The 16,702-nt window shown below is 35.6% G+C and carries 14 protein-coding genes and 2 tRNA genes; 8 read left to right on the forward strand and 8 right to left on the reverse strand.

Translation table 11 applies throughout. The annotated features are described in order from the left end of the window. Positions 1 to 115: 115 nt before the first annotated feature. Both H3T47_RS02485 and H3T47_RS02490 read right to left on the reverse strand, forming a co-directional pair. Complete coding sequence (locus H3T47_RS02485; RefSeq protein WP_046326987.1) at positions 116 to 991, reverse strand: SPFH domain-containing protein; 876 nt, start codon at positions 989 to 991, stop codon at positions 116 to 118. A 39-nt stretch (positions 992 to 1,030) separates the two neighbouring features. After that, positions 1,031 to 3,223, reverse strand: coding sequence for an LTA synthase family protein (locus H3T47_RS02490; RefSeq protein ID WP_199282446.1), 2,193 nt, complete (start codon positions 3,221 to 3,223; stop codon positions 1,031 to 1,033). Between the two features lie 144 nt (positions 3,224 to 3,367). Here H3T47_RS02490 and H3T47_RS02495 point away from each other — a divergent pair, with 144 nt between their 5' ends. The 6 genes from H3T47_RS02495 (at position 3,368) to H3T47_RS02520 (ending at position 10,472) form a co-directional block, all read left to right on the forward strand. Further along, positions 3,368 to 3,991: a VanZ family protein gene (locus H3T47_RS02495; RefSeq protein ID WP_199282553.1), complete on the forward strand. Its 624-nt coding sequence runs from the start codon at positions 3,368 to 3,370 to the stop codon at positions 3,989 to 3,991. 80 nt (positions 3,992 to 4,071) lie between these two features. Then, positions 4,072 to 5,421, forward strand: a complete 1,350-nt coding sequence (locus H3T47_RS02500; protein WP_046326990.1) for a glucose-6-phosphate isomerase — start codon at positions 4,072 to 4,074, stop codon at positions 5,419 to 5,421. A gap of 168 nt (positions 5,422 to 5,589) precedes the next feature. Then, positions 5,590 to 6,984, forward strand: a complete 1,395-nt coding sequence (locus H3T47_RS02505) for an MFS transporter (protein ID WP_199282447.1) — start codon at positions 5,590 to 5,592, stop codon at positions 6,982 to 6,984. 242 nt (positions 6,985 to 7,226) lie between these two features. Further along, complete coding sequence (locus H3T47_RS02510; RefSeq protein WP_187159104.1) at positions 7,227 to 8,315, forward strand: PTS sugar transporter subunit IIC; 1,089 nt, start codon at positions 7,227 to 7,229, stop codon at positions 8,313 to 8,315. A gap of 471 nt (positions 8,316 to 8,786) precedes the next feature. Continuing rightward, entirely contained in the window at positions 8,787 to 9,851 is a 1,065-nt protein-coding gene (locus tag H3T47_RS02515) for an AraC family transcriptional regulator (protein WP_233335820.1), read from the forward strand. 444 nt (positions 9,852 to 10,295) lie between these two features. Next, entirely contained in the window at positions 10,296 to 10,472 is a 177-nt protein-coding gene (locus tag H3T47_RS02520; RefSeq protein WP_162833769.1) for a hypothetical protein, read from the forward strand. 139 nt (positions 10,473 to 10,611) lie between these two features. Here H3T47_RS02520 and H3T47_RS02525 read toward each other — a convergent pair whose 3' ends face one another. The 4 genes from H3T47_RS02525 to H3T47_RS02540 all read right to left on the reverse strand — a co-directional run bounded on the left by H3T47_RS02525 (position 10,612) and on the right by H3T47_RS02540 (position 13,761). Next, positions 10,612 to 11,613 (reverse strand): SLAP domain-containing protein, encoded by a 1,002-nt coding sequence (locus H3T47_RS02525; protein ID WP_038522142.1) that lies wholly within the window; start codon positions 11,611 to 11,613, stop codon positions 10,612 to 10,614. 154 nt (positions 11,614 to 11,767) lie between these two features. Next, complete coding sequence (locus tag H3T47_RS02530) at positions 11,768 to 12,778, reverse strand: serine hydrolase (RefSeq protein WP_199282448.1); 1,011 nt, start codon at positions 12,776 to 12,778, stop codon at positions 11,768 to 11,770. Positions 12,779 to 12,913: 135 nt separating this feature from the next. Beyond that, positions 12,914 to 13,210: a DUF3021 domain-containing protein gene (locus H3T47_RS02535; protein WP_370567561.1), complete on the reverse strand. Its 297-nt coding sequence runs from the start codon at positions 13,208 to 13,210 to the stop codon at positions 12,914 to 12,916. A gap of 152 nt (positions 13,211 to 13,362) precedes the next feature. Beyond that, the gene (locus tag H3T47_RS02540; protein WP_199282450.1) at positions 13,363 to 13,761 is read right to left on the reverse strand and encodes a LytTR family DNA-binding domain-containing protein; all 399 of its coding nucleotides are present in this window, start codon (positions 13,759 to 13,761) and stop codon (positions 13,363 to 13,365) included. 282 nt (positions 13,762 to 14,043) lie between these two features. Here H3T47_RS02540 and H3T47_RS02545 point away from each other — a divergent pair. Then, a tRNA-Glu gene (locus tag H3T47_RS02545) sits at positions 14,044 to 14,115 on the forward strand. A gap of 8 nt (positions 14,116 to 14,123) precedes the next feature. Further along, positions 14,124 to 14,195, forward strand: a tRNA-Gln gene (locus tag H3T47_RS02550). 277 nt (positions 14,196 to 14,472) lie between these two features. Here H3T47_RS02550 and H3T47_RS02555 read toward each other — a convergent pair. Both H3T47_RS02555 and H3T47_RS02560 read right to left on the reverse strand, forming a co-directional pair. Continuing rightward, a complete protein-coding gene (locus tag H3T47_RS02555; RefSeq protein WP_199282451.1) occupies positions 14,473 to 15,381 on the reverse strand; it encodes a hypothetical protein in 909 nt (302 codons plus the stop codon). A 256-nt stretch (positions 15,382 to 15,637) separates the two neighbouring features. After that, entirely contained in the window at positions 15,638 to 16,258 is a 621-nt protein-coding gene (locus H3T47_RS02560) for a DUF3862 domain-containing protein (RefSeq protein WP_199282452.1), read from the reverse strand. Between the last annotated feature and the right edge of the window lie 444 nt (positions 16,259 to 16,702).

Genomic DNA, 16,702 nt, shown 5'->3' on the forward strand with positions numbered 1-16,702 from the left:
AAGGTAAAAGAAAAAGAACCAAGCAGTTTTTTAGCTGCTTGATTCTATTCATTTAAGCTCTATCAACAGGATTTGACAAAGAGCCTGATTTATTAGCCTTTTGTGTATGTATTATTTATTTTTCTAATTCATTGTCAGTAGTGGTTTCGTGCCAGACTTTAGCAGCAGCTGGAATTGAACCTAGATTAGTTACATTATCCTTGTCGACTACTATGAGGTTATTGGGTCCTTTTGCCAAATTATTGAAACTGTCCAGACTTTGATTTTTAAAGTAGCCGTCGCTTGCTTTTGCGAGACTTGACTGCAATTGGTTGATCCGATAAGCTTCAGCATCGGCTTCTGTTTTGACTGCCTCAGCTTTGGCTTTAGCTGTCGCGATCAATGCTTCGTTTTTAGCCTTAGTCGTTAACTCAATATTTTTAGCTTCACCCTCGGCTTTTTCAATAGCAGCAATTTTTTCTCTATCAGCTGTTAATTGCTTGTCCATTGCTTTTTGTATTTCAGTGCTGGGCAATAGTTCATCAATATTGACGCGGACGACCCGAATGCCGTAAATATCAGTGAGATCACCTATTGCTTCTGATAGTTGCGAGTTAATGCTGCTGGTGGAACCTAACGCATCATTTAAGTCCATCCGACCAATAATATCCCGTAAATGCCCTCTGATTAATTCAACCATTGATTTAACGGAGTCGGTATTGTTGTAAAAATATTTGTATGAATCAGTCACCAAGTAGTTTAGGGTCAAGCTGGTAGTAATTTCTGCATTATCTTTGGTAATAATAGAATATTTGGAAATTTCCGCCGGAAACATGGCTAGAGAAACTTTACGTAACCTTTGAATTACCGGGATAATAAGAACTAATCCAGCTTTAACAGTTCTTGAGTATTTGCCCAAAGTTTCAATTAAGCCCTCATTGTTTTGCGGGACTACTCTACAGCATGCCAACACTATACATATGATTATCATGATTAAAAATAAGTATTTCATGAAAGTCCTCCAAAAAAATAATATTTTATTCTATATTTATTAATTATAGGACTTTTTATGATTTTTACTAGACTTGTTTTCTTTTTCTGTTAGGTGATTACCAGATACAGATTCTGGAATCGTTGTAATCTCATATTCTCGTCCTTTTAACTCAACTGCATCTGTTTTGTAAAGACTGGTAGTTGATCTGCGGTGTTTGGTTATTAAAGCAGTTGACTTATTTTTTAAACGGTATCTGAGATTTTCCATTTGAATATAATTGGTTAAATAGTCAAATTCACTAGGATCAACCGGCTTGAAACCTTTTGGAGTATAGAAGCGGAGCAGATTATGGTTATTCAATAAATCGGAATATTTCAGCGACTGTTTTCCTTCTTTTGCTAATTTGGTGATTTCGTATTTTTCCTTCGCGGTAAAATTAATAATCTCTTTACCGCTTTTACGGTCATAAACAACACCCTTAAGCCCCTTGCCGCCAATAATGACGTATTTTTGACTAACAATAGTCCCATTTCTAAAAACCAACCACGGGCGGTATTTTGGCGCTAAAAGATCGCTGCCAAATTGAATATAATTCTTGTTAGATATTCCTAAAAGATGCAGCAGAGTAGGTAAGACATCAATTTCTCCTGCAACTTCATGCATAATTTTTCCTTTCAAATTGGGCGAATAGATCATGAAAGGTACGCGCTGCATTTGCACGTTATTATAGCTGTTCCAGGTGTCAGAACTTTCTCCAACAATTGGCGCTAGAGTTTCATTTTCAGAATTAGTCAGGCCATAGTGGTCGCCATAAATTACTACCATGGTATTTTTAATTAATCCCGATTTTTTTAAATAAGTGAAAAATTCACGAATTGCCTGATCAAGATAATGGGCAGTTTCAAAATAATTATTAATGGACTTATCCGCTGTATCGCTGGTTTTAAAATTTGGATCCAGATCTTCTTCATCCATATCAAAAGGGGTGTGGTTAGTTACGGTGATAAATTTTGTATAAAAGGGCTGCTGCATTCTTTCTAAGTACTTAATACTCTCTGCAAACATGACCTTGTCTTTGATACCATAACCAATATGGTCATTTTTATCATGGCTGAAATAGTTCTGGTCAAAGAAATAATTATAGCCCATGTTTTTGTAAACATCATCACGGTTCCAAAAAGAACCGACATTGCCGTGAAAGACAGCAGAAGTATATTTACCATGTTGCCGTAAAATTTGCGGTGCAGCCTGAAAAGTATTGGAACTGCCCATTGCAGTGAACAAGGAACCATCCGAAATGCCGTAAGTTCCTGTTTCCAGCATATTTTCGGCATCACTGGTGCGGCCAATACCGACTTGATGGTAGAAATTAGCGAAGCCTAAAGTATGTTTATCATGGTAGATGGAATTAAGAAAAGGCGTAACTTCTTTACCGTTAATCTTGAGATCAATTAAAAATTGTTGGAAACTTTCCAGATGGATCACGATTACGTTTTTACCCTTGGCCTTACCAAAATATTGCGAATTTACCGGCAATTTATTTTTTTTAGTGTAAGACAGGATTTTATTCAAATCGGCAGTATTCGCATTCTTGTTTACTTGTTCTGTTTGTTCGTTTTTTATGCCGTCATAAACGGTATAAGTATCAATTCCCAGATACTTTACGATATATGAACGATCAAAAGTAGTACCTAAAAGTCGTGGTCTGGATAACTCAGCCATAAAAATATTAAGGACTAAAACAAAGGCCCCAACAGAAGTTACGGCAAATGGTGTCAGCAAGCCATAGGACTTTTGGTCAATTTTTATTTTGTGCGCTATTAGTAAGCCCGTTATTACAATTAAATCCAGCCATAATAAAAGATCTGACGGCTGGAGCAAAGCGACAGCACTTTTTCCCAATCCCGGCGCTACTTTACCAGCATTGTTAATTGTTTTTACAGTAATAAAATCTGAGAATTGCCGGTAATACAAAATATTGGCAAATAACAGACCTGAATTTGCGACGTCAAGTAAGAGCATAGCGCAGTATGAAACTATTGGTTTAGAAAAATAAAGTCCAATACTAATTAACAAAATTGCGCTGCCAATGGGGCTAATCCACATGATGATGTGTTGATATGGATCTGAAATACCCAGGTTGAAATCATGATACGCAGCAAAAATGTATTTTAGAGTAAATAAAAAAACTAAAAGGCAAAAAAAGCCAGTACGAGTCTGAATGAAATTAGTCAGATTTTTTTTATTCAAAATAAAAACTCTCCCTTATCTGACTATTTTAAAAGTTTCTGGGGTTTTAGACAATCTTTTTCGTATTGTTAGTCCTTTTTTAAGAATTAATTGACCAAGATTGAGTATAATTTAAATGAACGCTATTTTAGGAATTGAATGAGAATGATATTTTTAGGACCACTATATAACCTGCTTTCGCAACTTTACGCTACTAAAATTAATCATTTTGCTTTGATTAAGCTGATAATATTGGCACTTGATAAAACGATGTTTTATTTTTTGTTTTTCATGGTAATCCGTTTGATCTGGCTAATGACTATTAGAAGTAGGCGGACAATCAAGTCAGAAGCAGCAGTATGGTTATTTGCTTTTTACTTAATCTTAGTATTAATGTTGACCACATTTCGCAATACTTATTTCCCGTGGAATTTGACTTTTAACTTGCACAGACCACTTAATGAAATCAATTTTGTATTTTTAAAAGAAACTTGGAAGATGTATCATGCGCAAAGTCGGTTAGATTTTGTCTACAATTCCTTTGGTAATGTCCTGTGTTTCGTTCCGTTTGGCTTTTTATCACCCTTTGTTTTTGCAAAAAAACAAACTTTTGGTCGAGTACTGCTTGCGGGGCTGATATTTTCGTTATTTATAGAAACAATGCAATTTTTGCTTGAAACTGGTGTTAGCGATATTGATGATGTCTTTTTCAACAGCTGCGGGGCAGCAATTGGCTACTTCTTGTATTGGGTTGTCATGCTAATTAGAAGAAAGTCGAAAACTATTTAAAAGCACTGGTAATTGCAAATTAAGATTGCTAAAATATTCTTGTGAAATAAATATTTAATTCAGTAAGGAGAGCGTATTTTATGAGTTTAATAAAATTTGATAGCACTAAATTAACGCCGTTTGTCCACGAAAATGAACTAAGTGAAATGCAGGCTATGGTTAATGCTGCTGATAGTGAACTAAAAAACGGTACTGGTGCAGGTAGCGATTTCCTAGGATGGGTTAACTTACCAGTTGATTATGATAAAGATGAGTTTGCCAGAATAAAAAAGGCAGCAAAGAAGATTCAAAGTGATTCTGAAGTTCTAGTTTGTATCGGTATCGGCGGCTCTTATTTAGGCGCTCAAGCCGCCATTGAATTTTTAAATGGTGCTTTTTATGGCAGAGGCAAAGATAAGCATACTACTGTGGTATTTTGTGGTAATTCTTTGTCAGGTTCGTACCTACATGACTTGATTGAATGGCTTGGAGACAAGGATTTCAGTGTTAATGTTATTTCTAAATCTGGTACTACTACAGAGCCAGCCGTTGCTTTCCGTATTTTTAAAGATAAATTAGTTAAAAAATATGGTGCTGCAGAAGCTAAAACCAGAATTTTCGCTACCACTGATCGCGCCAAAGGTGCATTGAAGACTGAAGCAGACGCCGAGGGCTACGAAGAATTTGTTGTGCCAGATGATATTGGTGGCCGCTACAGCGTTTTATCAGCTGTTGGTCTTTTGCCAATCGCAGTTTCTGGTGCAGATATTGACCAATTAATGAAGGGTGCTGCGGATGCCAGAGCAGATTATAGCTCTACAGACTTAAGTGAAGCTACTCCTTATCAATATGCTGCTTTACGTAACATACTTTACCGCAAGGGTTACACTACAGAAATTGTGGAGAACTACGAACCAACTTTGAGAATGTTCAGTGAATGGTGCAAGCAATTAATGGGCGAATCCGAAGGTAAAGACGGTAAGGGTATTTGGCCTGCAAGTGCCAACTTCACTACTGACCTTCACTCACTGGGTCAATACATTCAAGAAGGTTTGCGTAACCTGTTTGAAACTGTCATTAGGGTTGAAAATCCTGCAAATGATGTGGAAATACCAGCTGATGACCGTAATTTGGACCAATTGAATTTCTTGTCAGGCAAGACCTTGAACTACGTTAACGAACATGCGTATGAGGGCGTGGTTTTAGCTCATACTGATGGTGGCGTTCCGGTTATGACAGTCAATATTCCTGATCAGACTGAACATACTTTGGGTTACTTAATTTACTTCTTTGAATTAGCTATCGCAATTTCTGGTTATCTTAATGGTATCAACCCATTTAGCCAACCAGGCGTTGAGGCATATAAGCGTAACATGTTTGGTTTATTGAACAAGCCCGGCTATGAAGAATTACATGATGATCTTGTAGCTCGCTTTAAGGAAGAAAAATAATTAGATAATTGCTAATTTCATGAATTAATACTATTATTATATGGAACCTATTATTGATAAAATTAGATAGTATTATTCATCCTGTACATTTTAAATTATTGATGTAATACCAATTATGGAAAGGGTAAAAGTTTAGGCTTTTAACCCTTTTTTATTAAGGAGAGAAATATGGAAGCAAAAAGAGAAACGCCAAAGAGGGTACTGGCTATAATCAGTTGTGCTTTAATGGCATTTGTGTCGATTTTGACTGAGACCAGTTTAAACGTCACTTTTCCTACACTAATGAAGCAGTTCCATATTAGTTTAGGCCTGGTGCAATGGACTACAACCGGTTACTTATTAACAATTTCTGTAATAATGGTGTCAAGTTCATATTTAAATGACCGCTTTTCAGCTAGACAGCTGTTTTTGACCGCCGCCGTGGCTTTTATCGCGGGCTCAATAGTTGCGGAGCTTGCTCATAATTTTTGGGTATTACTCGCTGGACGCATAATATCATCTGTGGGAGCCGGTCTGTCAATTCCGTTAATGTTTAACATGGTCGTAGAATTGATGCCGCAGGAAAAATGGGGCTTTTACATGGGTCTTACTGGTCTAGTAATTATTTTAGCTCCTTCTTTAGGACCTACATTTGGTGGTACTGTGGTTTATTACTTCGGCTGGCCTTTAATATTTGAAATTGTGGCTATCATTGCTGTAATTATCATGGTTCTGGGTTTGTTTGTCGTTGAACAATATCATGAAAAAAAGCATCCCAGTTTTGATTGGTTAAGCTATATTGTGATTGCCAGCGCTATGATTATTTTTAATTTAGGTTTTAATCGTATTAGCAATGGTTTTACAGATTGGGGTTTTTGGCTAAGCATGGTCGTGGTTGCGCTTTTGCTATACGTATTTATCAAATTGTCTCGATCAAGTAAAAAGAAATTGATTAACTTAGACATATTTAAAAATAAGCCCTTTATTTTTGCCATGATTTCTTATCTGCTTTTGCAGTTTATTAATATTGGTACCAGCTTTGCAATTCCCAATTATGTTCAAATTGTTAATCACGCCACTTCTTTAATTGGGGGACTAGTTTTGCTTCCCGGCTGCATTATCAGTGGTCTATTGAACCCTTGGTTTGGGCATGTTTACGATAAAAAGGGGCCACGGTTGCCACTTCTAACCGGAACTGTCTTTTGTCTAACAGCTTGTCTGCTTTTTGCCATTTTTAGCTTAAAAATCAGTACGTTAATGGTCGGCGTTTTTTATGGCATTATGATTATTGGCAGGCAAATGGCCTTTAATAATACCATGGCAGAAGCGTCCAAATTGCAGCCAGAAGAATTACATACAGATGCCACAGCGGTTTTTCAAACTGGACAGCAATATGCTGGCTCAATGGGGACAACCGTCATGGCTGCCATCATTTCTTCTTGGCAAAAGAGACCGGGCAATTATGGTGCACTGACAGCACAAGGTAGTCAAGAAGCGTTCTTGTTTTTAACTTTTGTTAGTGTAATTATCTTGCTCAGCTACTTAAATTTATTTAGACTTGAGAAAAAAATGAACATCAATTAAAGTCAAAAATTGCAGCAACCTAGTTATCTAGGCTGCTTTTTTTTAGCTGAAATTAAACATAATTAGAAAATATTAAGTTTTTTGTGTACTTTTTTAAATAAAATGATAAAATACTTAATAATTAAATTTAAGGAGGAAACAATAATGCGACGAATTTCACTTCACCATATTTTGATTTTGTCCCCAATTATTTTGCGGACAAAGCGTACCTAGAAAAATCTGAATTTTAAGGAGTATGAAATATGGCTGATTCAACCAATTCTAATAAACTAACAGTAAAAACTTTTCTTAATAAAATACTAGCTGGGACGGCAACAGGAATTATAGTGGGCTTAATTCCCAATGCCGTACTCAGTGCAATTTTGAAATTATTTGGGCAGAACCCAGTAGCAACATCATTAAACCAAGCTTTGCTAATTTTCCAGTGTGCAACACCATTGCTCATCGGTGCCTTGATTGCTATTCAATTTAAAATGGTGCCTTTGGACGTGGCTATTGTAGGAGCCGCAGCTTATGTTGGTTCCGGCGTGACCAAGTTTGTGCCACAGATCGTAAATCCAGCTACAAAAGCTCAAGGTGTATTTGTTTCTGCAGGAACCGGTGATTTGATTAATACGATGATTACCGCCGGTCTGGCTGTGGGGCTTTTGCTACTAGTGGGTCAGCATTTTGGTTCGATTAAAATCGTTGCCGCACCAATTTTAATTGGTGGTGGAGCCGGTTGGATCGGGATGCTAATTTTGCCTTATGTTAGCAAGATTACGACTTGGTTAGGTACAGTTATCAACTCTTTCACAAATTTACAGCCTATCTTTATGTGCATCTTAATTTCTTGCATGTTTGCAGTGTTGATTATTTCCCCCATTTCAACAGTTGCAATTGGTATGGCTATTCAATTAAATGGCATTTCAGCTGGTGCGGCGGCAATGGGAGTAGCTGCCACCACATTGGTTCTGGTAGTGCATTCGTGGCGGACTAATAAGTCGGGTGTGACCATTGCTATTGCATTAGGTGCAATGAAAATGATGATGCCCAATCTTTTCAGACATCCAATTATTCTCCTGCCGACATTAATTACTGCTGTCGTTTCAGCTATTCCTGTGGCCCTATTCCATGTTAGCGGTACGCCAGCTTCAGCGGGTTTTGGTCTTGTCGGTTTAGTCGGGCCGCTAGCTTCTTTAGACGCTGGAAAAGCCAGCATTAATTTTGTATTGGCGCTAGTGGTCTGGATTGTAATTCCTGTAGTAGTTGCACTTATCTGCCGTTTTCTTTTTGAAAAAATATTCCATGTTTACGATGAAAAAGTAGCCTTTGCATATTTAGGCGAATAGTTCTTATTAAATATCTGTCATTACACTTACATCAATTTATTTAAAATAAAAACCCGTGAAAAAACCTTTCAGGGCTATGGAGTGCTCCATAATAGTTGGCCATTAATCTGACTATTAGGAGCACTTTTTAATGACTAAGTATTTGATTATTTTGAAAGTTGCAGTTGCTTGTAAGTATCTAGCAGGCTGAAACTTTTTGAAGCCGAACGAAAACATTACTTTATGCCACTTAATTGGTACTTCTGATTTAATTTAGCAGATTTTTTTTGCCAATGACAAAGAACAGCTATCGATATTTGCAGCAGGTGACGTGCTTGTCACCTTATTTTTAGCAAAACCAATTTGCGTGCCCGTTAAGTTGTGAGTCTTAAGACCTAGTTCTGCGATATTTTTCTTTCAAAAAATCTTTAAACTGTCTTGCTTTGTTCTTCATTTTAACTTAATGTAAAAAGTAAATTATTGTTAAATTACATGAAAAAATGTCTATTTCACAGAAGTTATAACACGAATAAAAAGGTAGCCCAAATGCACGAAAAAATTATCCAAATGTTGCGTCAGAATAATGGTTTTCGAGATTGGAATATGGTCTTGCAGAATTTTAGATCTGGTGATTTCAAATTAAAAATTGCTGGTCATATCAATAGCGAGCCAATTTATAAATTTTTCAATACTTATTCCGATAATTTTGTACTAAACAACAGCTCAATCACAATTTCTGTTCAACCTGTAAAATCATACATTCCGTTTCATATTCATAATTATGTTGAAATAAAAATTCCTTTGGTAGGTAATTGTGTGGTGGTAACAGAACACGAGCGGATTAAGGTGAAACAAGATAACATGATTTTTATCGGTATCAAAACCCCTCACAAGGTTGAACCGATTGATGAGAAAGGGGTAGTTTTAAACATCGCACTTCGTACTTCCGCTTTTTCATTAAATGTGCTCGATTTTTTACAGTCTAAGGGCAATGGTATATCTATTTCAAGTTTGCTTTTTTCCTTACTATCCGATGAAGATCACGGTGAAGGCCGTTACAGTTTGTTTGAGATTGATCACGACCCTAAAATTACTGCAATAATCTACGATATTATTGATGAATATTATGCTGATAAAATTCAAGCGGACCAGATCATTAAATTAGAAATGTTGACAATGTTTTCTTTATTAATAAGAAAAGCATATTACCGTCAACCGCCAGTGACTGGTGCGAAAAATAAAAACAATAATTTATTGTCGTTACTTCTTTACATTGAAAAAAATTATTCCGAGATCAAGTTAGAAGAAATGGCACAACATTTTGGCTTTAATCCTAACTACTTGTCGGATCATTTAAAAAATGAAACCGGTTTGTCATTTATCAAGTTAGTGCAACTGCAAAGAGTGAATGTTGCTGCCAAATATCTAAAGTATACCAAGGTTTCAATTGAAAAAATTGCTACCAGCGTAGGATATGAAAATGCGTCTTATTTTTATAAAATTTTTAAGCATTATTTTGGTATTTCTCCGGCAAAATACCGTTCTAACGCGAGATGAGAGGGCGCAATAACTTAGGGTGAAATACCATCCTGCAAAGTCGTGACTTAGAAAAAGATTGATGAGTAAGCTTAAATGTAAAAGGTTATTTTGTAAAAACTTTTCTGAATAATATTTAAATCACGTCAAAGAGTACTTGCGGTAATCCAATTAATTTTTAAATAATAAAAGAACTTTAAACTATTGTGCTTAAAGTTCTTTTTTATAGTTGCAAAAGCAATTAAATTACATAACAAATAAAAATCAGTAAAGTGCTTTCATCAAAAAAATTATTTTACAAAAAGTTTATTAACGCTTACGAATGTAAACATTTTTATATAATAACATTTATTGTAAATAATTTTGGCAAAACGACTTTTAAGTGATTAAATAACTAAAAAAAGCCCCAATTTTTGCATAAAAAAAGGTATAATTTGAAATGAATTGAAGGGAGTTTTTTTACAAATGATGTGTGATAATTTGTTTTTCAAAATTTTGTGGGTAGTCGTTTACGCTATTACCGCTTATTATACCTTTACCGGCAATATGATGATGGGGATGTACTGGATGGCAGGCGGTATGTTGGCTCAAGCAGTAGTTGACCTTGTCTATCATTTTTGGCCAAATCGTAAAAAGTGCTAAATAAGTTTTAAATATAAATAGCGTAAGTTTATTAAGGATTAATTTTTAACTCAGTGGGTAAAGAATTGTCCTTTTTTGTTTTCCTTGATAATAAAAACCCCGAAACTTATCCAGTTTCGAGGTTTTGTTCTTAGCTAATTTAATTCTTAGCAACATTCACTTTGCGGATGTAACGGTTTTTGCCAATACGGTAGAAGGTTTTCTTCTTAATACGGTAAGTTTTGCCGTTGATTTTGACGTATGAGCCTTTCTTAAGCAGTTTCTTAGATACACGTTTACCCTTGCGAGTATAGCGGTAAGATGCTTTACGCAATCTTACTACTCGTGACTTAGATTTGCTTGAAGTGGATGAACCAGATGAATTTGGCGTGTTGCCACTAGTCGATCCGTTATTACCATTAGATGAGTTAGATGAGCCAGAGTTACTGTTATTGCCAGAATCTGAATTACCACTTACGAGGTGACCAGTCTTCTTGTAGCTAGCAACGGCATCATTGATTTCTTTAGTTAGAGCATCAACACTCTCCTGAGTTGCACCCATAGCTTTAGCAGCATTATAACGGTCTGTAAAACGATAAATTTTTTCACGATCTTGTCCAACCACGGAAGATTTACCAGCAATTCTTGTCAAATCAGCGTATGCTTCTTCTAGCGCATCAAGATTTGCACAAGGTACATCAGGATTGCTACTATCTACAGGATGAAAATCACTAGATTTTAAATCATTGTAATCTTCGGTATTTTGTACTAATACGGTATAATCTGATGGATAATCAATTTCATGCCAGTCTTCATAATTAACATAAGCCTCAGCAATCTCACCGCCACCAACGTCTTGTAATAGCTGATTGCCGGGAATGCCACCAATAACAAGTGTCAAATAAAATGGACGACCGTGCATTGAAATAGGTGGCTTAGCATCGTCACTAAGTTCACGTACTACTTTAGTACCAGCAGGATATACTCTACCTGATGGCCCTTTTAAAGCATACTTTAAAGTACCATATTGGAGCCAAACTTTGGTTCCTTGGTGGTTGGCTGAAACGGTTTGAACATTGTCAAAGTTGAAGACTGCTGTCATTGGCGCAGCCAGACTTAAAGCGGCAATTGTCGCAAAGATTATGCGTTTATTCTTCTTCATTTTTTCACTCCTTATAACAAAAAAACTATTGCTTTACTGGCAGAACTGATATCAACGAACTGGGAGTAAAATTCTGTCTTCTTCTACCAGTATACTACAAGCTAATTTTGAAAAGGAGTGCCAACTTCAGCTGTAATGCGATTAAACTATTTTTTTATTGATCGTTTTCTTTTAAAAAACTCTGAATAATTCTTTCTCTCATAGTTAGAAAGACCTGATTATGACCAGTAGGGTGAATACGATTGGTTAAAAGAATTAGACCAGACTTTTTTACACGGTCAAGAAGCATAAGAACACCAGTGAAGCCTGTATGCAGAATTAGGGGGTAATGCAACTGAGGGTCAAAGCGCAAGTCCCAGCCCCATGAGCGCGGTTTGACGCCCGCCGGATTTTTATTATCGAATAACATTGCGACAAGTTCTTGACTGAAGGGCAGAATTTGTTTATCTAAGCCCAAGTAACCTTTACTTAATTTAACCAAGTCATTCATTGTGGAGAAAAGTCCTGCTGAACCGCAATCACTGCCAAGCTGGCGTGCTTTAGGATCGTGCGGCTCACCCTGCAAAACTTTCCCTTGGTAAACAGCAGTGGGCACACATAAGTCCTTAGGGGGATTGAATGTCGTGTTTTCCAAACCAGAAGGCTCGATTATTAATTTTTGACCAACTTCTTGAACTGGCTGCCCAAATATTTTTTTAACAACCAACCCCAACAAGATAAAATTCGTATCGGCATAGCGCATTTTATGTTCAAACTCGTCTGTGACAGGTAAATGAATGATGGCATTGATTAATTCGTCGTGGGATAATTGATCTCGCTTTTCAATCCAGCCACGGATTCCGCTGGTGTGGGTAAGCAGATGAAAAAGGCGGACACGTTCATCTTTAAATTCAGGAATAAAGTCGTGCAGTGGTTCAGTAAAATTGAGCTGTCCGTCTTGATATAATTTAAGCAAAATATTTTCAGTAATAATTACTTTGGTCAGACTGGCTAAATCATAAAAGGCAAATGGGCTAAGCTGAGTAACTGTCGGGTAGGTACTTGCAAAGCCGACAGTTGAAGTGAAAACTTGTTCATTTTTAAAAAAAGCATAGTTTACGCCCGGTACAATGCGTTCTGTAACCATTGATTCAATTAAATTTTGGGTGTTTGAGTAGTCAATCATAAAATCTGTCTTTCAGTTAATATTTCTAATTATATTATATCTAACTAAATGACATTTATTATCTTTTCACGCAGTTTGATACAAAAAAACTTGAAAGCTAATCAGCATTCAAGTTTTTAAATATTACTATTATTTTTATTTAGGGATTTTTTCGTTTAATTGCTCAACCATTCTACGAGAAAAGAACATGGTGGCAAGCCAGATTATGAAGTAAACTACGCAGTAGTTGAGGGTGTAACCCAAAAAAATTGTGAGATTAAAAGGCATTCCCGCAAGGATAGACAGGGGCGTCACCAACATATAGGTAATGAGAAAATGACTAAATGTTTGGTGGGTAATGCTCCATCTGTCTTGTTCAAAAATTATGGTACTGCCACCGTAAATCGCACCCATTAGCGCCCATATAATCATGGATACAAAAGTTGCCTGCACCGGATTAGCAAATAAACTGACAAAATTTTCAGTAGATGGGGTAAATTGTGGCTAGTTATTTACTTGACAAAATATAAGTGCAAAAATTAGCCCGATAATCACTCCGATCGGTGCAGAGATAAGGGAACGGCTAATTATAGATTTGAGATTTTTCATGATAAATACTCCTTTTTGATTTTTTGCATATAACGGCGGGAAGTGTAAGTCATTTTGCCGTTTTTGAGAATAACTTGATAAATTCCGTTTTGAGCCAGTGCAAATTCTTGAATGTAGCTGAAATTAACAATTTCTGAACTGGATATTTGTACAAAAAGTTGTGTTGGAAGCAAAAACTTGACTTCATAAAGACGTTGCTTTATTCGGTACACATCTTGCTCAGTTTCGCAGACGACTTCCTTGTTTTGTGTATGAATTGAAATAATTTGGTGAAAAGCAATAATCTTTTTCCGTCCAGATTTAAAACCGATGAGGATTTGCTCATTTAAAAAGCGATCCAGATTATCACGCAGATTAGTGCTGTTCTCATCAATTTGGGGTGTATTGACTGTCACGAACAATTCTCGCTAGTGAGAAATTGCTTTTTGATTTACTAACATGGCTTAATTTCCTTTCCTTAGCATCTAAGATAGCAAGGGAGCATCATTTTGTGAACAAAATTTGTATAAATGGTAGTTTTTCTATGACAACTGGAAGATGGGGGATAAAGCTTATTACAGCAGGCTTTAGCGTCTTTATTCAATCAGAATTGCTAAAAGGTTAGCAAAATCTTTCTTTTAGAGTAAAAAGCACTTGACATCGGACCCCGCTTCAAGCATAATAATTACTGTTGATTTTGCCCGCTGGTCAAATGGTTAAGACGCCACCCTCTCAAGGTGGAGTTACGAGTTCAATTCTCGTGCGGGTGATTTAACACTGGGATATAGCCAAATGGTAAGGCACAGGTTTCTGGTTCCTGCATGTTTCGGTTCGAGCCCGGATATCCCAATAAAAACAGCTCAACGGCAATCGTGGTGGTAGCTAATACCCATCAGAGCGTTAAGAAAAGCTAGATGAATCATATTCATCTAGCTTTTTTGGTTTTATGAATTAGCCTAAATGGGCTAAAACTTTAATTTTTTAAATTGATTGGTAAGTGGATTAATCTATTAGTATTTAGCTAAAATAAAATCTCAATTTTGTTTTAAATATAAAAGCTACCTCAAAGTATAAAATTAATGTCTATATACCGATACATGCTTTTTATTAATATGCAAAATATCTTTCTAACTGAAAAATAGCGCAAGTCCAAAAATTAGTATTACTGTTAAGAAACTAAGTGCAGACCAATTAAAAATTTTTTCCTTTTTATCTATTTTCTTTTCTTTTTTATCATCTTTATCAATTTTATCATCTTTTGTTAGATTGATTTTTGAAATCCAAATAAACAGTATTTCAATAAGTCCCCACAAGGTAAAGCCGAAAACGGAAACAAGAATTAGAGCTTGACCTAATGAAGCATGTGTACTTCTCATATTCTGGAATAAGTTGCTAAGTAAGTTCATTCCACCGAAAATGGCAAAAGTAATAGCGGTGAAGATACCCAGAATTGCAATGAATTCTGGATAAAGCTCCTTTTTAATATTGTTTTCTGCCTCTATAATATTATTTTTTATATTATTTTTTGCATCTATACTATTATTTTTGACTCTTCGGTCTATGTCATCGAGTCTATCCTTAATATTAGTCAAATTCCCTTTTTTAGTTATAACACTATAATATCGTTTATATGAAGTGATTACATTGTTATAAAGCTCTTTACCATCAGAAACTTTAAGATCTTTTAATATTCCCAGATAAAGTGGTAAGTTATTTTTATTAACTGGCTCCGAATCTGATTTGTCAAGTTCATCATAGCAATTTTTTAATATTTCCTTGAATCCTTTATCATTACCAATAACAGTGTTATAGATAAGATCTTGAATATCTATATCAATGTACCTTAAAGCGATCTCTTTACCGTTGAGCTCTTCAGCAAGTTTCTTTAGGTTTTTTACTTGTTCCTTTGTACAATATTTACCTGTAAATACAAGTTCAACCAAATCGAACGCATCTTGCTCAACATTTGGATCTGTTTTGTTTTCTGAATCTGGCTCTTTACCCTGTTTAGCATTTTCCTTTGATTTTTCATTCATTTTCCTCACCTCAAAAATAATTATACATTAATAAATACCATTTTTTTATGAATATTTAGAATAGTAGTTTACATATAGTAAAGTAATTAATAAAATTAGTTTTGTCAATTAAATTTTTAATTAATGTCCAATTGAGCAGAAAAAATATGAACCGTATTTTCTCACTCTCAATCAAGGTTTGCGAGACCAAACAATTAAATTTGCATAGATTACCTAATAAAAAACTAGATGCGCTTTGCTCATCTAGCTTTTTTGTTTATTTTAAATTAGTTTGCGTTTTAGATACCAGCTTATCGTCAGTAAACGAAAAACTGGCACTTGCACCAGCATTCTTAGCTTTAATTCCAGTGAAGTAAACTGCGGTGACATTTTTCTTACCCAAAACCACATTTTCACTCAGTCCGTCAGGTTCACCATAGGTGTTTACGACAGTACTATAAGAGCTGCCGTCTTTCAAACTATTAAATGCTTTAAGTGATAGCTTATTGCTGCTGCGAGTCCATTTAAAACCCGAAACTGTCTTAGTGATAGCCTTTTTATGACTGAATTGCACCAAAATAGTAGTGTCATATTTGGTCCAAGAATATGATTTCACCTTAAAACCCTTAACTGCAGTGGATGAAACCGACTCAGGCTGACCCAAAATGCCTTTAACATCTTTAATGGTGCTGCCACCGTTACCTTGTTGCATGACATCACCAACTTTAATCTTGTCGTATGATTTTCTAAAAGAAGTTTTTTGAGTATTAGTTTTCTTTACTTTCTGGCTGCTTTTGGGCTTACTGCTGCCAGATTTACTATTATCAGAACAGCCAACTAAAGATAAGGCAATCATACCAGTTGCTGCCACTGTCAAAATCTTCTTGAACTTTTTCATTACTTCCTCCTGAAGTGCTATTGCCGTAGGTTTAATGTCACTGAAGTGGTGGACAAAACAGAAATTAATGTTTGCTCATAGCATTAATGAAATATTTTTGAATTCAAAACCACATTTCATCATCAATTTCTAATCCGGTATAATTTAATTTTATCCTAGAAACTTATTAAGGTAAATAACTCAAAAGCTTATTTTGACAAATATGAGAATGACTAGTTTTTCGGCTAGAATAGGTCTAACAGCAGTAATGAAGGGGAGTTTAGCTATTAGTGCCTTTTAAAAAATTAAGATAAAATCTAATGAAAAGATAAACAAAAGTTATAATCTGTAAAAATTGGAGCTGATTTTAATTAAAAAGCAGAATATCTTTTATCGCTGCAGTATTTCTCTAATTAAAGATAGTAGTTTTGCTTTCTGATGAGATAGGCAGGCCAGATCGTATCT

It is taken from the genome of Lactobacillus sp. W8093 (assembly GCF_016100925.1).
Lineage (GTDB): Bacteria > Bacillota > Bacilli > Lactobacillales > Lactobacillaceae > Lactobacillus > Lactobacillus helsingborgensis.